The following is a 15,319-nucleotide window of genomic DNA, read 5'->3' as shown; positions in this document are numbered from 1 at the left end:
CACGATGCGCAACATCAACGAAGACACCATTACCCAAGCCGTTATCGCCTCATTCGCCGACTGCAAAAGCGGAAGACTGAGGACCGTCATGACGAGTCTGGTTCAACATCTCCATGCCTTTGCCCGCGACGTCCAGCTCACCGAGGACGAGTGGTTCAAAGCAATCAAATTTCTGACAGAAGTCGGTCATATCACCGATGACAAGAGGCAGGAGTTCATCCTACTGTCCGATACGTTGGGACTCTCGATGCTCGTCATGTCCCAAAACAATCGCAAGCCTGCGAACTGCACGGAAGCGACGGTCTTCGGACCTTTCTTCGTCGAGGGCGCTCCGCTCTACAGTAACGGCGACGACATCTCGAACGGAGCGAAAGGCGCCCCCTGTTATGTTAGCGGCCAGGTGCGTGGCGCAAGTGGTGAAGCCATTGGAAACGCGCTTCTCGATGTTTGGCAATCGGACGAAGATGGCTTCTATGACGTGCAGAACCAGGATGAGGCTGGCAACGTCGTCCATAGCGCGCGAGGCAGATTGAGAACGGACGCGGAAGGATTTTTCAATTTTCGTTCGATTCTGGCTGAGGCGTATCCCATTCCTCATGACGGGCCTGTCGGCCGCATGCTGTCGGCGGTCGGCCGCCATCCTTGGCGCCCTGCGCATCTGCATTTCATGATTGAAGCGCCCGGCTACGAGACGCTCATCACTCACGTGTTCCGGGACGGTGACCAGTATCTCGATTCGGACGTCGTGTTCGGAGTGCGCTCGTCGCTGATATCAGAGTGGAAGCGTCATGAGCCTGGCCTGGCCCCCGACGGGCGGCAGATTGATGTTCCGTGGTACTCGCTCGATTATGACTTCGTGCTCAACCCTTCGGAGGTGCATGCATGATTCGGCACATCGTCATGTGGCGTGTTGCTGGTGACACGCAGGCGGAACGGCTCGCCGCGTCAAATCTGGTCAAAACCAAATTTGAAGGTTTGCGCGGTCGCATCCCAGGAATGCTTCACCTCGAAGTCGGCCTTGACCATAGCCGAGTCGATTACGCCTGCGATGCTGTTCTCGTCACCGAGTTCGATTCCCAAGAAGCGTTAGAAGCATATGCGTCTCATCCCGAGCATCTGCGCGTGCGCAATGAACTCGGCGATTTGCGTACCGCGCGATTCCAAGTTGATTACCAAGCAGGCGCAGGCCTGAGCGGCGAGAGTACAGCGGAGTTTCTTCATGCAAAAGCGTGAGTTTGTTTATCAAGCACGGGCCGGTCGAGTCGTGTTCGGACCGGGCAGCTTGCAGCACCTTGAACGTGAGGTGCTGGAGCTGAAATCAGAGCGGGCGCTCATTTTGTGTAGCCCGGAACAAAAAGAAACTGGCGAAGCCGTGGCGGCTCGTCTAGGTGCACGGGCCGCTGGAGTATTCGACCGGGCGGTCATGCACGTGCCGCTCGAGTTGGCAAAGGAAGCTCGCGCGCTGGCGCGCGAACTGAAGGCAGATTGCGCAATCGCAGTTGGTGGCGGCTCGACCATTGGGCTTGGCAAGGCAATCGCGTTGGAGTCCGACCTGCCAATTCTTGCGGTGCCGACGACCTACGCCGGCAGCGAGATGACGCCCATCTATGGCATCACCGACGGAGGATTGAAGAAAACCGGTACAGACCTGAGGGTTCTACCGAAGACCGTGATTTACGATGCCGACCTGACGATGTCGCTCCCGGTCGCCCTGTCGGTCACGAGTGGAATCAACGCAATCGCACATGCGGCGGAAGCTTTGTATTCCCGCGATGCCAACCCCGTGACCAGCCTGATGGCAGAAGAAGGAATCGCCGCTCTTGCCCGCGCGCTGCCGGCAATCGTCGCCGACTCGCAAGACGTTGAGGCTCGCGCCGACGCGCAATATGGTGCTTGGCTCTGCGGAACAGTATTGGGCAGCGTAGGCATGGCACTTCATCACAAGTTGTGTCATACGCTCGGCGGCAGCTTCAATCTGCCTCATGCGCCGACGCACACCATCGTCCTGCCGCACGCGCTCGCGTACAACCGGCAAGCTGCGCCTGAGGCAATGAAACGCATTGCGCGCGCGCTGGGCTCGGATGACGCCGCGACGGGTATCTACGAACTCGCCAAACGCTGCGGCGCACCGCTCGCGCTCAAAAACGTCGGCATGTCGGCTGAGGACGTATCGAAGGCCGCAGACATCGCCAGCTCAAACCCGTATTGGAATCCGCGTCCGATTGAGCACGACGCGCTTCTCGAGCTTTTGCAGAATGCGTTTGACGGCGTCGCACCGCGTGCGGAATCGGCCTGACCCAAGAACCGAAGCAAGGAGACAACATGCATTTCACCGTCTATTGCCTCGACCATCCGAACATGGTCGAGCGTCGCCTTGAAAACTACGATGCTCACAAGGCGTATCTGCAGACGGCGCCGGTAAAGACGCTGATTTCCGGCCCGCTGACGCAGTCGGATGGACAAACGATGATTGGCAGCTTCTTCCTCTATGAGGCCGATGGCATCGAAGAAATCCAGAAGTTTGTCGATACCGACCCATTCAATAAAGCAGGAATCTGGGCTTCGGTCGACATCAGGCCGTTCATCAAGCGGGTAGACAACCGCTAAGACCGTTGCTTCATTGCTGCTAAAAGTGCTCCTCGCCGAAGGCCAGGAGCGGGGAGCGTTCGTCCTCGAAGAAGGGCTAAACCGGATAGCGACGCTCTCAACTTCCAGCGTTCGCACCGACACATAACATCAGAACGGAGACATCATGCAGACAGGACTTGACGGGAAGATTGTGCTCATCACGGGGGCTGCACAGGGCATCGGCCGAGCTACGGCACTCGGGTTTGCGCGAGAAGGCGCACGGATTTGCCTTATCGACATCGACGGCAATGCACTGAAAGAAGCCGAGGCCGAACTCCGAGCGCTCGGCACGAACGTGACGATTGCACAGGCGGATTTGTCGACCGCAGAGGGAGTGAAAGGCGGTATCGATACCGCTCTGAAGTCCTACAACGGTCAGGTCGACGTGCTCGTCAACAATGTCGGCGCCGGGAAGGTCCGCACATTCGACGAACTCTCGGATGAAGAATGGGATTTCACGATGAATCTCAACTTCATGAGCTACGTGCGGACGTGTCGCTACCTGCTGCCAGTGCTGCGAAACCGTGAAAAGGCGGTCATCATCAACAACGCGTCGGACTTGGCTCGTCAGCCGGAGCCGGTGCCGATTGACTACTCGGCGTCCAAGGCTGCCGTGCTCGCACTCACGAAAGGCCTTGCCCGAGCCGAGGCGCCGAAGATTCGCGTGAACGCCGTCGCACCCGGACCGGTCTGGACGCCGTTCTGGACGAAGGAAGGCGGCTTCGCTGACACCATGGGCAAGTTCCACGGCATGGCGCCCAAGGATGCGGTCGAGCATGAACTGTCCTTGCGCCACTTGCCGCTCAATCGTCTGGGGCAGCCTGATGAAGTGGCCAACGTGATTGTGTTCATGGCCTCCGACCTCGCGTCTTTCGTCACTTCTGCAGTGTGGGGCGTCGACGGCGGCAGTATCCGCAGCCTTATTTGAACGGGCCGGATAGCGAACGGCCTTCTCGTACGAACTGCCCAGAGGACAAGCGTATGTCGGCCCATGACCGCTTTCTTGCTTCTAATGTGTCGCCCAAAGAGCGAGCGTTTCTCGTTGAAGCGCTGGAATTGTTGATGCGTGAGCGCTCCAACGCGTTGCGCATTGCAACAGCGGTGGCCGCGGCGCGCGGCGACCGGCTTCCCGATGTCCAGGACTTCGGCCTCGACGACATCCTTCGTCTAAGCAGACAACTCGCTGACGGCGCTGGTTCTGACCCACACGAGAATTGGTTGGGAGCACCGGCACCGGTGAAGACACGGGCAAATACAAGTCGACGACGGACGTCCTAGGCTTCTTAAAGCAAGTTTGAACAGTCGGAGCACGTTGATGCGTCGACGAATAATTGGAGACTCAAATGCTACGAATTGCCGTTCTCGGTGCAGGCCGCATCGGAAAAATCCACGCCGCTAACGTTGCTGCCGACCGTCGAGCGAAGCTTGTCGTCGTTGCAGACCCGTACAAGGATGGTGTCGAGGCGCTTGCGGCTGACCTCGGTTGCGATGCTTCGCTCGATTGCAAGTCCGTCGTTGACCGCGAGGACGTCGATGCCGTCATTGTGGGGACCCCCACCGACACCCATATCGACCTGACATTGCAGGCCGTCCGGCTGGGCAAGCCCGTGCTTTGCGAAAAGCCCATCGACCTCGATATCAACCGCGCACTGGCGGCTGTCGAGGAAATTGAGCGCCTCGATGGTCGGGTCATGCTCGCCTTCAACCGTCGATTTGACCCGGACGCAATGCGCCTGAAGCAGGCTATCGATGAAGGCGAAGTCGGTGATGTCCGTCAGGTCATCATCACCAGCCGCGACCCGGGTCTTGCTCCGCGCGAATATCTTCGCCACTCCGGCGGCATCTTCCGCGACATGACCATCCACGATTTCGATACGGCTCGCTGGATGCTCGGCGAGGACCCAGTCGAGGTGATGGCAATGGGTAACCGTCTGGTCGACCCGGGCCTTGAAGAGCTTCCGGATTACGACAGCGTGATGGTGTTGCTTCGTACGGCGTCGGGCAAGCAGTGCCATATCAACGGTTCGCGTCAGGCTGTGTACGGCTTCGACCAGCGTGTTGAAGTCTTCGGTTCGAAGGGCATGCTACTGAACGAGAATCATCGCCCATCGAGCCTGCGTCGCTGGACGAGCGAAAGGACGGAGGCGCGCGAGCCGCTCCTCAACTTTTTCCTCGAGCGACACGCTGACTCATACAGAGTCGAGCTCGACCGTTTCCTGACGGCGCTCGAGCAGAACGCACCAATGCCGGCAACGCCCAGGGACGGTATCCGCGCACTGCGCATTGCGAACGCGGCTATCGAGGCAGCCAATTCCGGTTGCGCAGTTAAAATCTGACAATCCGGCCGCTTCACTTGGCCTTTCGGCCGCACCGGGTTGACAATGACCGGCTTGCTGCCTTATACGAGGAATAAAACTCTTCAATAGGGCTGGTCATGGCGCAGGTCGACAGTTTCAGTGGGATTGTTATCTTCGTCACGGCGGCACGTTCGCGCAGTTTCACGGACGCTGCCGAGCAACTTGGGCTGACAAAATCCGCTGTAGGAAAAGCGATAGCGAAGCTGGAGGAGCGCCTGGGCGCTCAGCTGTTCCATCGCACAACCCGGAGCATTTCCCTCACTGCCGATGGTGAGGCCTACTTCGCCGCGTGCGCCTCCGCGCTCGACGAAATTTCAACGGCAGAAACCGCGCTCGGACCGGAACTTCATCGTCCTGTCGGTCGGCTACGCATCGACATGCCGGCAGCATTCGGGCGCCGCATACTCGTTCCAATCCTGCTCGACATCGCGCGGAAGAATCCCGACCTGCAGTTCACGATGACGTTTTCGGACCACCTCATCGACCCGATTGAGGAAGGCGTCGACCTTGTTGTCCGTTTCGGCGAACTCCAAAGTTCAAGCGGCCTCGTCGCACGTCGACTTTCCAGCCAACGCATGGTCATTGCGGCATCGCCCGACTATCTCGCACAGCATGGGACGCCAGTCCAGCTTGAGGACATCGATAAGCACTCTTGCATCGTCGGGTATCGACGAGGGCAACCCCTTTCATGGCGAGTACACATCGGTGGGGAGGCAAAGCGTATCTCGCCCCCAGGAACCCATCAAATAAGCGATGGCGACTCTATCATAGAGGCGGCACTTGCTGGCATGGGGCTCTGCCAGATGCCGATGTCGCTGCTCCGGCCGCACTTGGAAACAGGGGCGCTGCGCTCAGTGCTTGACGACATCTCAAGCGAACTCATTGACGTGCATGCCGTTTGGCCGAAGGTGGCGCATTTGCGGCCCAAGGTACGTCATGTGGTCGACACGCTCGTGGAACTGGGCGAACAGGGCCGATTGGACTAACGGCCCATTACTCTTCGGGTACGCAAATGCAGGGGATGCCATCTCCGCCAGGAACCGGTCACATTTAAATCTCTTACGCTACAGAAGAGAAAAGAGCTTCTTTCCGATTACAACGCCTTATCCGTAACCCAAGAAGAAGTCTCTTTGACAACTCAGATGGTGAAGCGCGCCTTCGGCGATAGCACTTTCACGGAACGACTCGCGTGCGTCAGCGCCACGTATCAGTTTTGCCGAGAGGTACGGGCATCATGCGTGATGACGACGTGTTCAAACTCTAGGCCCTTCACAAGCGGCGCTGTCTGGTCTGAGACTGCAGCCTTCGCCTTTGCATAGACAGCCGCCAACTTTTCTCTCGTGCTGTCGGACATCGGTCACGGCGAAAAAGGGGCTCACCGGCCGTAAGGAATCGGTCGGAGCGGCAACGATTAGGCTTTAGGCAACTGGGACGGTTTCTGCGGCGGCAAATATAAGGTCAGGGAAGTCGAAAACTTCACAGAGCCCGCAGATATGTTTGGTGCAAAAATATCGCAGGTGAACTACACCTACGAAGTAGACGGCGTGCCGGCGTGGACGAAGGGTTCGTCTCTTCAAGCGCAGTTCCCGAACTTAGTGACCGCCCTTGCTCCGACCGCCGCGGATAAGGCAGTGCTTGTTGCGACGAATGACGGGTGGATGCACGAGATGCTGTTTAAAAAGCGCGGCGGGTAGGGCGTTGCGAGGTCAGCAGAACGGTCGGAAACTCCGGCCGAGCGGACCGGCGCTTAATCGGACGCGAGCACCTCGACCGTGCAAAGCGCGATGACAAATGCAACGGCGACGGTCTGCGTTTGACCTGCGCCCACTATCGGCTCGACTTCGAAAAGCTCCATTTCAATTTGTCGCTTGAGTCGTGCACCGAGATACCTCTATATTGACCATGCGCCCCTAGTGAGGGACGTGCCCTCTCTTGGCCCGTCGTCCGCGGCGGGCATTTTTCAAAGCTCTTGCAAAGTGCGACATGTTACCGTGCAGAACGCGCGAAAGGGTTGATAGGCTGAACCTTGTCGCCGTCTTTCACGCGCTCGAGCATCTGAACCTTTGCCCAGTCTGCCGTCAATGCTTCCAGCTCACGGACGACATTTGATTCCAAGGCCTGCAAGCCAGCATCACCTTGGAAGTTCGATTTGAATGCATGGAGGAGTCGATGTTGAAGGAGGCGGGTTACGCCCTCGATTCGCTCTTGCGTGTCCGAATCGGTAAACATCGTCGACTGCGGCGAGAACGGGTCGTAGTAAAGCAGATGGGAATACTCGCTGTTCACGGCAACCTTGGGCTCATCACTGACTAGCAATGCGCCAAGCAGTTGAACCGAGCCCTTCATGCCCTTGGGAGTTTTGAACACCCATACCCGTTTGGGTAGCCGGTCCTTGAGTTCGAGAATCTTTGTGTTATTGGAACCAAAGTAGCCGACCTGCCCATCCCTTAGGTTCTGTTCCAGCTTCTGCCAATAATAGAAAATATCCATTCGATTCCGCCTGTACATGCCTCACTGTCTGCGTCGCTCGTCGCGTGCCGACATAATGTAACCAAGCCAATGCGAAGAAGCCCGCACGGAGCGGGCTTCTAGTCAACAAGACGAATGAGCGTTAGGCAGCGGCGTCTTTCAACTTCTTCAGCGCACGAACCTTCAACTTTACCGTGGCCGGCTTGGCATCAAACCAGCGCTCCTGACCTGTGAACGGGTCCTTGCCGAAGCGACGCTTCTTGGCTTCCACTTTCTGAGCGTTGATTTTGAGCAGGCCGGACAGCGTAAACTCGCCCAAACCCTTTTTGTTCACGGCACCCAGAATCGTGTCCTCAAGCGCTGCGAGCACAGCCTTCGCTTGCTTTGGCTCGACACCGGCTTGCGCAGCCACATGAGTGACGAGCGACGCTTTTGTGAACGTGTCTTTCACCGGCTTGAGCGTAGCGCCCGCCGCAGCCTTCTTCGCCGGGGCTGCTGCCTTTTTTGCTGCAGTCTTGTTGGCAGTCGGCTTGGCTGCAGGTTTTGCGGTCTTCGTTGCCATGCGAGTCCTCTTCGTCGTAAGTTTTAAAGACGCTTAAGACGAAGCACCCCGCGGCGTCGCGCGCCCGGTACATGCGTCGTCGTAAGCTGTCGGCTAGCGTAGCAACGGCTCGTGCGATTAGCAACAAGAATGCCCCCTGAAACAAGGGTCTTTTGTGGGATTTCGTTGAATTTACGACGCAAAGTCGCTCAGATGCCGGCTCAAACGCTTGACGGACTTTGTCCTTCGAAGTCAAGCCACTCGACGGCGTCGTCAGGGTAGTCTTCTGGCCAATTCGTTTCGAGCATTTCGAGCGCGCATCGAGCTGCATCATGATGCGCTCGTTGGGGACGAAGCTACATTGCGAACACTGTGCTTTGCCCACTTTGCCTGCGAAACGTCGACTGAGCGTACTGCGTCATGATTCAACATGACGAAATTCGAAGACGCTTCGAATGTAGCTCGACAATTTCCACGAGTACTGCGTGCGGTCAGGCGTAGCTGGCGCCAAAGACAGCTTACATGAGACAACTTAGACGTCGGTGCTTGCGTCAACGAGAATAAATCTAGCCGCCGGCCGACGACTGGTGTCACGAGAAAATATGACGACGCGCTCGGACACCTGCGCTACATCAACGGCATTTCAACAGCCTGTTAAAAGGTCAATGCGGATGCACACGTCAACCGAGATTGCATTGCACATCATCCGGTTTCGGGAACAAGCGAGACTTCCAGCGTCCTTGTGTACAGGGCGCTTGTCAGCAACGCGCTTGCGTGGTCCGATATAGGTGGGCAGCCTTCGGGCCCCCCGTCCTAACTCGTTCCCGCGTCCATTCGACATGGTGGTAGATTGGGTATCGTCAGGCATCTTGGAACTGCTAGGTCGACAGTTCAGAAGCCAGCCGAGCGGAAGTGCGCCGTCCTTCCGGACTTGTACATAATTTTCGGAGTCATGCCATGAGTGCTTCGGATAGCCCACGTGGTCCTATGCCTTCCCCTGGTGAAACTCTTCGCGCATATCTTATTGCTGAAGGGAGACAAATTTCTCTGACGCAGGCAGCGCGGGTCTGGGCGGCGACTATCGTTGAGCATGATAACCACGCCGTGGCGATAGCAAGTCGACTTAATAGCGAGTTACGAAAGCTGGGCGTTCAGTTGACGGCTGACGGTGCGCTGCGAGTCGTAGAGCGAGTCTTCGGCGACAACCTAGCATCGCTTGCTCACCTCAGCGTGAACGAAACCAAGGCAGAGCCGCGTTACATGTTGGTTATGTCCGTGTGGGAAGCGGAGGTTGAAAGACAGACGTTCACAACGTTTTCCGAGGCCATAACAGTCCTCGTCGACGAAGTAATCCATTCGATGCCAAGTACATCGGAAACCGCGCTGTGTCAAGTAACTAGATACCCGTCCGGGCTGAATATCGATATCTCTCCCTACCGCTCAGACAACGTGGAGTTCGTACTTCGGCGCTTTCTGAAAGGTGAGAATGGCGACCCGGTTCCATGCGAAATGGACCAGGAGGACCTTCGCTTCGCTTCACAGCAACTCCTGCAGAAGCTGAGCTACGCGCGACCAACGTTGATTTTCAACGATGCGGCGGTGCCCCCATGTCTCAAACCGTCCTACGTAGCGAGGTTCTATATAACGGAGCTCGAAACAGGATTCGCGTTCGCTCGGATTCAAGAGGCGACTCTATTTCAGATATTTGTGTGGTTTAGGTGCGAATGTTCAGAACGGACAAAAGGACGCTGGATTGTCCGGTCGAAAGCTGAAGCGTTCCGCATCGATATTTGCTGGATTGATGGTCGGTCGACACGGGCCGAACCGCGCGAGGTCGAGGAGGAATCACCTGACCAGATTGGCGAGGATATCTGGGAACGATACTGTGACTTTGCCGAGTCGATTGACAGGCCGATTGATTGGATTCGGCGTGCTCTAGAGGTCGCAGACAGAACTAATTTCGAGTTTGACGACAGGTGGTGCGCAGTTATTGATAAAAGAGCAGTTTACCAAGCGATGAAAGAGCAGAATCTTAATGGCCTGCAGCTGGTCCGTGCGGCAGACATTTCTGAGGATTTAATTTCTGAAACCGGAAGTCTACTTCGAGTATCGCCTGACACGGTCTTGAAACTTGCCGACGTACTCAATGTGGAGCCTGTTCAGATTCTTGATGATGTCGAGAATCGACAGCAATGGGTGTTGGCAACGACGCTAGAAGCATTTGAAAGGGTTGCAACGGAGGCAACGTCCTTCGAAATCGCTTCCAGCTTTGGTGTCCATCCGCTGGCAGCAGCGCTTCTGACAAGAGCGAGGGACCTTGCCCGAAGACTCATATTTGAATCGAAGCTTGGATTGAATGACTCACCTTCCGAGACAATTAGGGACGCAGTTTTTGACCTCATCGCAGAGGCAGGGGAAGCCGGTCTCTTGCTGTTGCTGTCTCGAAGGATATCTTTTCGTCGCTCGAGCGAAGACCGGTCGCCGGAAGGCCGCCGCTATGAATGCGTGTTGTGCTTACGCGCGAAGTCAGGCTGACCAGCCAAAGGTCTGGCGCGGATGCCTGCGACGGTCGCCACGGTACTCCATCATTGATAGTCACGGCGCGTTCATTTTGATTAACATTCCGTTTGCACTTGAAGAGATAAGACGCGTCGTCGAAGTCTACAACGTGCCGCCATCAGTCGAAGGCTCATTTCGCCGCGCAGAGGACAAGCAGGTAGTGATGCCAGAATCCCTAATTGAATCATAGCGAATCGAGCCGGACCGCCCGCGGGGGCGGGCGCACATTTCCTGCGATTTGCATCTGGCTCAAGTTCATCCAGCGACGATGCCATCCGAATTCGGCGATTGTGACCCCCCTAATCCCTGTCCGTTTGAATCTTGCGCGTCTGGTAAGTCGTGAACCGCAGAGGTTTCAGTTCGTGCTTCTTGTCGCGCTCGCACGGGCACGTTTAGCGCGTACTTCTCGCGCGACCAAGAGGTCTGCATGCCTGCCTCCGTTCGAGTGACCAAAACGTGCGCCGGGAACAACCGGAATACCGGCAGCCGCGACAGTAAGGCCGGCCGAGCGCCGTATCAACTCGCGACCTGCGTGAGGACCGAATCTTGCGCAACGATGAGTTTTCGACGCAGGAGGCGTTATGACCGCAAGGATACTAATTGCATTTGTTGCTGCAGTCGCGCTGGTTGGCGCATCGGCAGCTTCCGCCGACACGCCGGGCTCCGATTGAATGTCGAAGGAGCAGGCCATACAGAAGCTCTCGGAGCAGGGGTATGCCAACGCGTATTTGAAAGCGGACGACGGACACTGGGAAGGCGAAGCGACTAAAGGCGGCCGAATCTACGAGCTGCATGTCGACCCACACTCAGGGGTCGTTACAAAAAGTGAGCCGAAGCACTGATGAACTGAATAGCCCGCTGCAAAAAACGGGGGCGACGGGCTTTCCCTGTTCCGCCCTCCATGCGTGCCCGCCGTCCGCTTTAAGCGAACTCTCCCAAAACTGGCGCGCTATACATCGTCTAGGCTTCCGCCCACTTTTTCGACTCGGGCGACCTATAAGAATGGCGTGCGAATAGCGCCGGAAACTCCAACGTATCATCATGGTCCGAGACCTCAAACACTGGCAGTAACCATGCTCGAGCCATCTGGAGCGGTTAAATTCTTGGTCGTCGAGACCGCGACTGGTGAGGAAGAAGAACTCGTCCTCATGGGAAAAGACTTTCAGCTAGAACGCCGGGCGATGCTCGACGATGATATGCTACGCGATGCCGACGACGGCGAATACGTTGCGTACGCAAGCGCGCTGGGCTTTGATTTCACTGTCGTCGCAACGCCGCCGAGCCAGATTGATACCGAAGATGACGAAGAGGAAATCCGCATCCAGATAGTCGAGAACTCCTTGGAGTTCGTTGAATCCGACGATGACGAACACGATGCTGATGAATAATCGTCCTTCGCAGAAGAATGAGTCGGCAAAGCGCGAGGACCGAACAGAGGCGTCGGGCGGCTGAAGCTGACGTGCTGGTGGCAATGCCGGGGATGGCAGTGCACTTCAGCGAATCATTCCATCGCCGTTAACTCGATTGTCACAGTGTGGCCGTCGGCACACATGTGCCAACGAACGACAATCGAGAGACTCCATGAAAAAAATCGCTGCTGTCATCGTCGCTTTGCTGTGCATCGCCAATGTCGCACACGCTTGTCCTAAGGGCGAGCATCCTCACGGTGGCACCGGTTCGCATCACAAGGGCGGCTACTGCTCCTGACCATCGTCGGTCGATAAACCCCGCTTTCGCGAGCTTTTTTATAAAGAAGCAGGTGCACGCCGAGTGAACCGGTGGGCATGAGGAGCCGTGGGCGGGGCTGCGTGGTGCGTGCGCGTGTCCGGAACAACGCTTCCCTCAATTTGACTGTCGGGACAGATTGAGACGCGTCGTGTCTCAGTCGGTAAATAGACTGTCGCTCATTCAATCGAGCTAGCGCTAAGCGTCGCGGCATCAAGGAGATGAACGATGGCAACTTCTCACGAAGGTAGGTATTGCGGCGTCTGTGACCACGAGCTGCATAAAGGATACTTCAGCCTGTCGAAGCGCAGCCAGACGCTGACGGACACGCCGTTCCGGGAGAGTCGTCATGGTGTCCGACGACGAATTGATGACAGATTCCTGCAGCTCCGACTGTAGCGACTACGCGGAAGCAGCTATCAGTCCCACACTGACTTGGCCGTATCCGACTGCCGACATGACTGTGCCCTGTTCGCTTTGTCTTAGGCCGGTCGACCGAACGTCGCCACACGTTTCTGTCAGCATGACGCAATTTTAAAGACGAGTCGCAGCCTTGGCTCGTCTCCGCGCGAGTCGTCGACGAGCGCGAGCTTGCCGTGTATTGCCGTAGCTGCGCTGAACCTCGGCGCGCATTGAACGCATTCGATGAGTCAGAATTGGGGGTTGCAGTGTGAAGGTCTTCCTGGACGACGAGCGCGTCACGCCGGAGGGTTGGACGCGCGTGTATTGGCCGCAAGAGGCAATCAGGCTGCTCGAGACTGGGAATGTCGAAGAACTGAGCCTTGACCACGACTTGGGCGATGACGAGCGCGGCACCGGCTACGACGTCGTTTTGTGGATTGAAGAGGCCGTCGCGCTTCGGGGCTTCCGGCCGCCCAAAATATACGTACACTCTGCGAACAGTTCGGCGCGCGCGAAAATGGAATCCGGCATACTCGCCATCGAACGCCTTGTACTCAAACAAAACAAATAATCAAATCTGTATGGACCACCTTGATTTATCGTTCGACCACCTGTTCGAAGCCCGTGAGCCACTCAAGTGGTGGCCTTGGGTCGGCAGAGACTTCTCACGGTCCGCCACCAAGACGATGATTCTCGGTGAAAGCGTATACCGATGGGCCGAGGGGGAAGCCTTCGACAAGCGTTATGGGCTAACGTCCGGTCTCCGTGTGACCCATAAGAACCATGCACTAAAATTCGACAGGGACTCACGCTACGTCCGGAACATCGAGCGTGCAATATTCCAACGGCGCAACCCGAGCGATGCTCAGAAGCAAGCGCTCTGGTCATCCGTGATGTACCACAATCTCGTGCTTGATGTAATGGAGACGGTAAAGCGTCGACCGACGGAGAAGCAGTATCAAGCTGGATGGACCGCGGCGTTGGACTTGTTTGACGTGATGGGCGTGGAGCAATGCTTGGTCTTTGGAGTGGAGTCAATCAACTCCCTTCGAGCGGCCGCCAGTGCGGAGAAACTGCGCTACAGTGTCGAACGACATCCGACCAAGGTCGGCCGATTCTGTGCGCGCTCCGCCTTTGTCGATACGAAGGGCGGAAAGCCGATAAAACTCTTGTTTGTTCGCCATCCGAGCAGTTTCTTCGCATGGCGGAAGTGGGCGCCCGTAGTTCGAGAAGGACTACATTGGGATTTCGCCGAGACTCAGCCGCTCCCAGAGGCACCGCCGATGACTTTTACGCTGACGGCGGCCGCGTAGGGCGGATGCGCAACGAGACCGCTGCCCATCGCGCTGCCCGTGCCAAGATTCCCGTTTGAACGGTTTGTCACTAATGGCGACCGCCGGTCATTTGACGTATCCGAGTCGGGCGTAAAATGGTCACTGACGAGCACTCGACAAGGCGAGCGAGCAAGAAGGACGTTTGGGAATTGCGGCAGCACAAAACATGGGACAAACTGAGAGCAAGGCCGAGGAGGCGGCTGCCATCGAACGCGTTGCTAACGCGGCACGGGAGGTGCAGTCTGCTTCCAAGTCGCTCGAAGAGCGCTTCAATGCTTCGAGCGATGCGGCGACGCCGACCGTGCCATTGGCACGCCTGACCGCAGCAATCAAGGAACTGCAAGTTGCTCGCGACGCGCTTGACGGGCTTCTTGCTAAAAAATCGTTTCATTAACGCGACCTTGCGCGGCGCGCCTCGATAGTACCGAAGCAGCCGACGGTGCATCCTTCGCCACGTGCGCGACACCCGGAACACTGCTCCGCCTGTCTTCGAACACTGCTTCGCTTTTCGAGCCTGAGTCCGCGAGACTTCCATTCGACGGCGCACGCAGATGCGAGTGATTGCAAGATAGTCTTGCAATCTTACCAATACGGGCTTAGAGACCCGGTCCGCCATACAGAATCGTGCAGTCGTGCCGTAGTGCAGGCGCCCAGCCGTACCGGGTGGTCCTCAACAGCACCATGCACAGCGATGCACGTAATGCCAGGCATAGACTCATACATCACGCAAGTCAGCACTCTGATTTTCGAAACAGACGAGGGCGAGCGACAAGCGAGCGCGCTCATCGAATTTGGCGGCTGGGACTACAAAAAGAAGACGTTGACGCCTATCAACGTGTTCGCACTTTCAGCGAAGCCTGCCGCGCCGGTTCTGACGTGGGTGCTCGATAGTCTCGCGGCAGCGGCCGAAGCTAGACGTCTCGATGGCGACAAGGCGCTCGCCCAATTGTTTGCGAACAAGACAGACGCGCGCGACTTCAGAATGATATTGCGCGACGCGGGCGATGTCTGGGTGAACGACCGCCACAGGGTCGCCCTGCGGAAGTGCGGCTGGTTTGACTCCGACCCGACGTGGACGTACCCGGTGATATCCGGCGTTTTTACTCTGAGTGAGCGTCGCGCTTCTTCTCTGGTAATTGAGTGCGTGTCGTTGGAGTTTCGCAGTCGAACGTCCTTGGAATCTCGACTCAGCCGACCTTCGTATGCACGGAACGATGGCGTTGCGACTGTCCGCTTCTTCAAACGCCCAAAAAGCCGTGATTTTCCGTTGCTGTTTGGCTAATATCCCTCCTGCTGTCACAAGG

General features: G+C 57.0%; 19 protein-coding genes. 17 read left to right on the top strand and 2 right to left on the bottom strand.

Annotated features, from left to right (window positions below; translation table 11 throughout):
* The first annotated feature begins 4 nt into the window (after positions 1–4).
* From AWB80_RS06430 to AWB80_RS06395, 9 genes are all read left to right on the top strand, one after another.
* Positions 5–886 (top strand): intradiol ring-cleavage dioxygenase, encoded by an 882-nt coding sequence (locus AWB80_RS06430; protein WP_061173805.1) that lies wholly within the window; start codon positions 5–7, stop codon positions 884–886.
* Positions 883–1,233: a Dabb family protein gene (locus AWB80_RS06425; RefSeq protein WP_087131052.1), complete on the top strand. Its 351-nt coding sequence runs from the start codon at positions 883–885 to the stop codon at positions 1,231–1,233. The genes AWB80_RS06430 and AWB80_RS06425 overlap by 4 nt, the downstream gene beginning before the upstream one ends.
* Positions 1,220–2,296 (top strand): maleylacetate reductase, encoded by a 1,077-nt coding sequence (locus AWB80_RS06420; RefSeq protein ID WP_061173804.1) that lies wholly within the window; start codon positions 1,220–1,222, stop codon positions 2,294–2,296. Before AWB80_RS06425 ends, AWB80_RS06420 begins: the two co-directional genes overlap by 14 nt.
* 26 nt (positions 2,297–2,322) lie before the next feature.
* Entirely contained in the window at positions 2,323–2,607 is a 285-nt protein-coding gene (locus AWB80_RS06415; protein WP_061173803.1) for a YciI family protein, read from the top strand.
* A gap of 145 nt (positions 2,608–2,752) precedes the next feature.
* Positions 2,753–3,556 (top strand): SDR family NAD(P)-dependent oxidoreductase, encoded by an 804-nt coding sequence (locus tag AWB80_RS06410; RefSeq protein WP_061173802.1) that lies wholly within the window; start codon positions 2,753–2,755, stop codon positions 3,554–3,556.
* Positions 3,557–3,609: 53 nt separating this feature from the next.
* Positions 3,610–3,906 (top strand): hypothetical protein, encoded by a 297-nt coding sequence (locus AWB80_RS43090; protein WP_029672601.1) that lies wholly within the window; start codon positions 3,610–3,612, stop codon positions 3,904–3,906.
* Between the two features lie 65 nt (positions 3,907–3,971).
* Entirely contained in the window at positions 3,972–4,964 is a 993-nt protein-coding gene (gene iolG / locus AWB80_RS06405; RefSeq protein WP_061173801.1) for an inositol 2-dehydrogenase, read from the top strand.
* Positions 4,965–5,062: 98 nt separating this feature from the next.
* Positions 5,063–5,971, top strand: a complete 909-nt coding sequence (locus tag AWB80_RS06400; RefSeq protein WP_061173800.1) for a LysR family transcriptional regulator — start codon at positions 5,063–5,065, stop codon at positions 5,969–5,971.
* A gap of 507 nt (positions 5,972–6,478) precedes the next feature.
* Positions 6,479–6,679 carry a hypothetical protein gene (locus AWB80_RS06395; protein ID WP_061173799.1) on the top strand — a complete coding sequence of 67 codons (201 nt, stop codon included), beginning with the start codon at positions 6,479–6,481 and terminating at the stop codon, positions 6,677–6,679.
* A 292-nt stretch (positions 6,680–6,971) separates the two neighbouring features.
* On the opposite strand, the gene AWB80_RS06390 is transcribed toward AWB80_RS06395, so the two are convergent.
* Both AWB80_RS06390 and AWB80_RS06385 read right to left on the bottom strand, forming a co-directional pair.
* Positions 6,972–7,475: a hypothetical protein gene (locus AWB80_RS06390; protein WP_061173798.1), complete on the bottom strand. Its 504-nt coding sequence runs from the start codon at positions 7,473–7,475 to the stop codon at positions 6,972–6,974.
* Between the two features lie 121 nt (positions 7,476–7,596).
* Positions 7,597–8,016 carry an HU family DNA-binding protein gene (locus AWB80_RS06385; RefSeq protein ID WP_061173797.1) on the bottom strand — a complete coding sequence of 140 codons (420 nt, stop codon included), beginning with the start codon at positions 8,014–8,016 and terminating at the stop codon, positions 7,597–7,599.
* 936 nt (positions 8,017–8,952) lie between these two features.
* Here AWB80_RS06385 and AWB80_RS06380 point away from each other — a divergent pair.
* The 8 genes from AWB80_RS06380 (at position 8,953) to AWB80_RS06350 (ending at position 15,297) form a co-directional block, all read left to right on the top strand.
* Entirely contained in the window at positions 8,953–10,530 is a 1,578-nt protein-coding gene (locus tag AWB80_RS06380; protein ID WP_143327968.1) for a helix-turn-helix domain-containing protein, read from the top strand.
* A 695-nt stretch (positions 10,531–11,225) separates the two neighbouring features.
* A complete protein-coding gene (locus AWB80_RS45530; RefSeq protein WP_208635611.1) occupies positions 11,226–11,396 on the top strand; it encodes a PepSY domain-containing protein in 171 nt (56 codons plus the stop codon).
* 261 nt (positions 11,397–11,657) lie between these two features.
* Positions 11,658–11,942 (top strand): hypothetical protein, encoded by a 285-nt coding sequence (locus AWB80_RS06370; protein ID WP_143327967.1) that lies wholly within the window; start codon positions 11,658–11,660, stop codon positions 11,940–11,942.
* A 193-nt stretch (positions 11,943–12,135) separates the two neighbouring features.
* Positions 12,136–12,261, top strand: coding sequence for a hypothetical protein (locus AWB80_RS45270; RefSeq protein ID WP_279628638.1), 126 nt, complete (start codon positions 12,136–12,138; stop codon positions 12,259–12,261).
* 688 nt (positions 12,262–12,949) lie between these two features.
* Entirely contained in the window at positions 12,950–13,252 is a 303-nt protein-coding gene (locus tag AWB80_RS06365) for a cyclic-phosphate processing receiver domain-containing protein (RefSeq protein ID WP_061173794.1), read from the top strand.
* Between the two features lie 10 nt (positions 13,253–13,262).
* Positions 13,263–13,994 (top strand): hypothetical protein, encoded by a 732-nt coding sequence (locus tag AWB80_RS06360; RefSeq protein ID WP_208635610.1) that lies wholly within the window; start codon positions 13,263–13,265, stop codon positions 13,992–13,994.
* A 187-nt stretch (positions 13,995–14,181) separates the two neighbouring features.
* Positions 14,182–14,409 carry a hypothetical protein gene (locus AWB80_RS06355; protein WP_061173793.1) on the top strand — a complete coding sequence of 76 codons (228 nt, stop codon included), beginning with the start codon at positions 14,182–14,184 and terminating at the stop codon, positions 14,407–14,409.
* Between the two features lie 306 nt (positions 14,410–14,715).
* Positions 14,716–15,297: a hypothetical protein gene (locus AWB80_RS06350; RefSeq protein ID WP_143327966.1), complete on the top strand. Its 582-nt coding sequence runs from the start codon at positions 14,716–14,718 to the stop codon at positions 15,295–15,297.
* The last annotated feature ends 22 nt before the right edge of the window (positions 15,298–15,319 follow it).

The sequence above is a fragment of the Caballeronia pedi genome (assembly GCF_001544915.2).
Taxonomy (GTDB): Bacteria; Pseudomonadota; Gammaproteobacteria; order Burkholderiales; family Burkholderiaceae; genus Caballeronia; species Caballeronia pedi.
The sequence above is the reverse complement of the archived record's forward strand: the minus strand, read 5'-3'. Positions and strand labels throughout refer to the sequence as shown.

Coding starts and splice junctions, on each gene's coding strand:
- AWB80_RS06420 (WP_061173804.1), top strand. CDS start 1,220: ATGCAAAAGCGTGAGTTTGTTTATCAAGCACGGGCCGGTCGAGTCGTG.
- AWB80_RS06380 (WP_143327968.1), top strand. CDS start 8,953: ATGAGTGCTTCGGATAGCCCACGTGGTCCTATGCCTTCCCCTGGTGAA.
- AWB80_RS06425 (WP_087131052.1), top strand. CDS start 883: ATGATTCGGCACATCGTCATGTGGCGTGTTGCTGGTGACACGCAGGCG.
- AWB80_RS45270 (WP_279628638.1), top strand. CDS start 12,136: ATGAAAAAAATCGCTGCTGTCATCGTCGCTTTGCTGTGCATCGCCAAT.
- AWB80_RS45530 (WP_208635611.1), top strand. CDS start 11,226: ATGTCGAAGGAGCAGGCCATACAGAAGCTCTCGGAGCAGGGGTATGCC.
- AWB80_RS06390 (WP_061173798.1), bottom strand. CDS start 7,475: ATGGATATTTTCTATTATTGGCAGAAGCTGGAACAGAACCTAAGGGAT.
- AWB80_RS06350 (WP_143327966.1), top strand. CDS start 14,716: ATGCCAGGCATAGACTCATACATCACGCAAGTCAGCACTCTGATTTTC.
- AWB80_RS06360 (WP_208635610.1), top strand. CDS start 13,263: ATGGACCACCTTGATTTATCGTTCGACCACCTGTTCGAAGCCCGTGAG.
- AWB80_RS06430 (WP_061173805.1), top strand. CDS start 5: ATGCGCAACATCAACGAAGACACCATTACCCAAGCCGTTATCGCCTCA.
- AWB80_RS06395 (WP_061173799.1), top strand. CDS start 6,479: ATGTTTGGTGCAAAAATATCGCAGGTGAACTACACCTACGAAGTAGAC.
- AWB80_RS06415 (WP_061173803.1), top strand. CDS start 2,323: ATGCATTTCACCGTCTATTGCCTCGACCATCCGAACATGGTCGAGCGT.
- AWB80_RS06400 (WP_061173800.1), top strand. CDS start 5,063: ATGGCGCAGGTCGACAGTTTCAGTGGGATTGTTATCTTCGTCACGGCG.
- AWB80_RS06355 (WP_061173793.1), top strand. CDS start 14,182: ATGGGACAAACTGAGAGCAAGGCCGAGGAGGCGGCTGCCATCGAACGC.
- iolG (WP_061173801.1), top strand. CDS start 3,972: ATGCTACGAATTGCCGTTCTCGGTGCAGGCCGCATCGGAAAAATCCAC.
- AWB80_RS06385 (WP_061173797.1), bottom strand. CDS start 8,016: ATGGCAACGAAGACCGCAAAACCTGCAGCCAAGCCGACTGCCAACAAG.
- AWB80_RS43090 (WP_029672601.1), top strand. CDS start 3,610: ATGTCGGCCCATGACCGCTTTCTTGCTTCTAATGTGTCGCCCAAAGAG.
- AWB80_RS06410 (WP_061173802.1), top strand. CDS start 2,753: ATGCAGACAGGACTTGACGGGAAGATTGTGCTCATCACGGGGGCTGCA.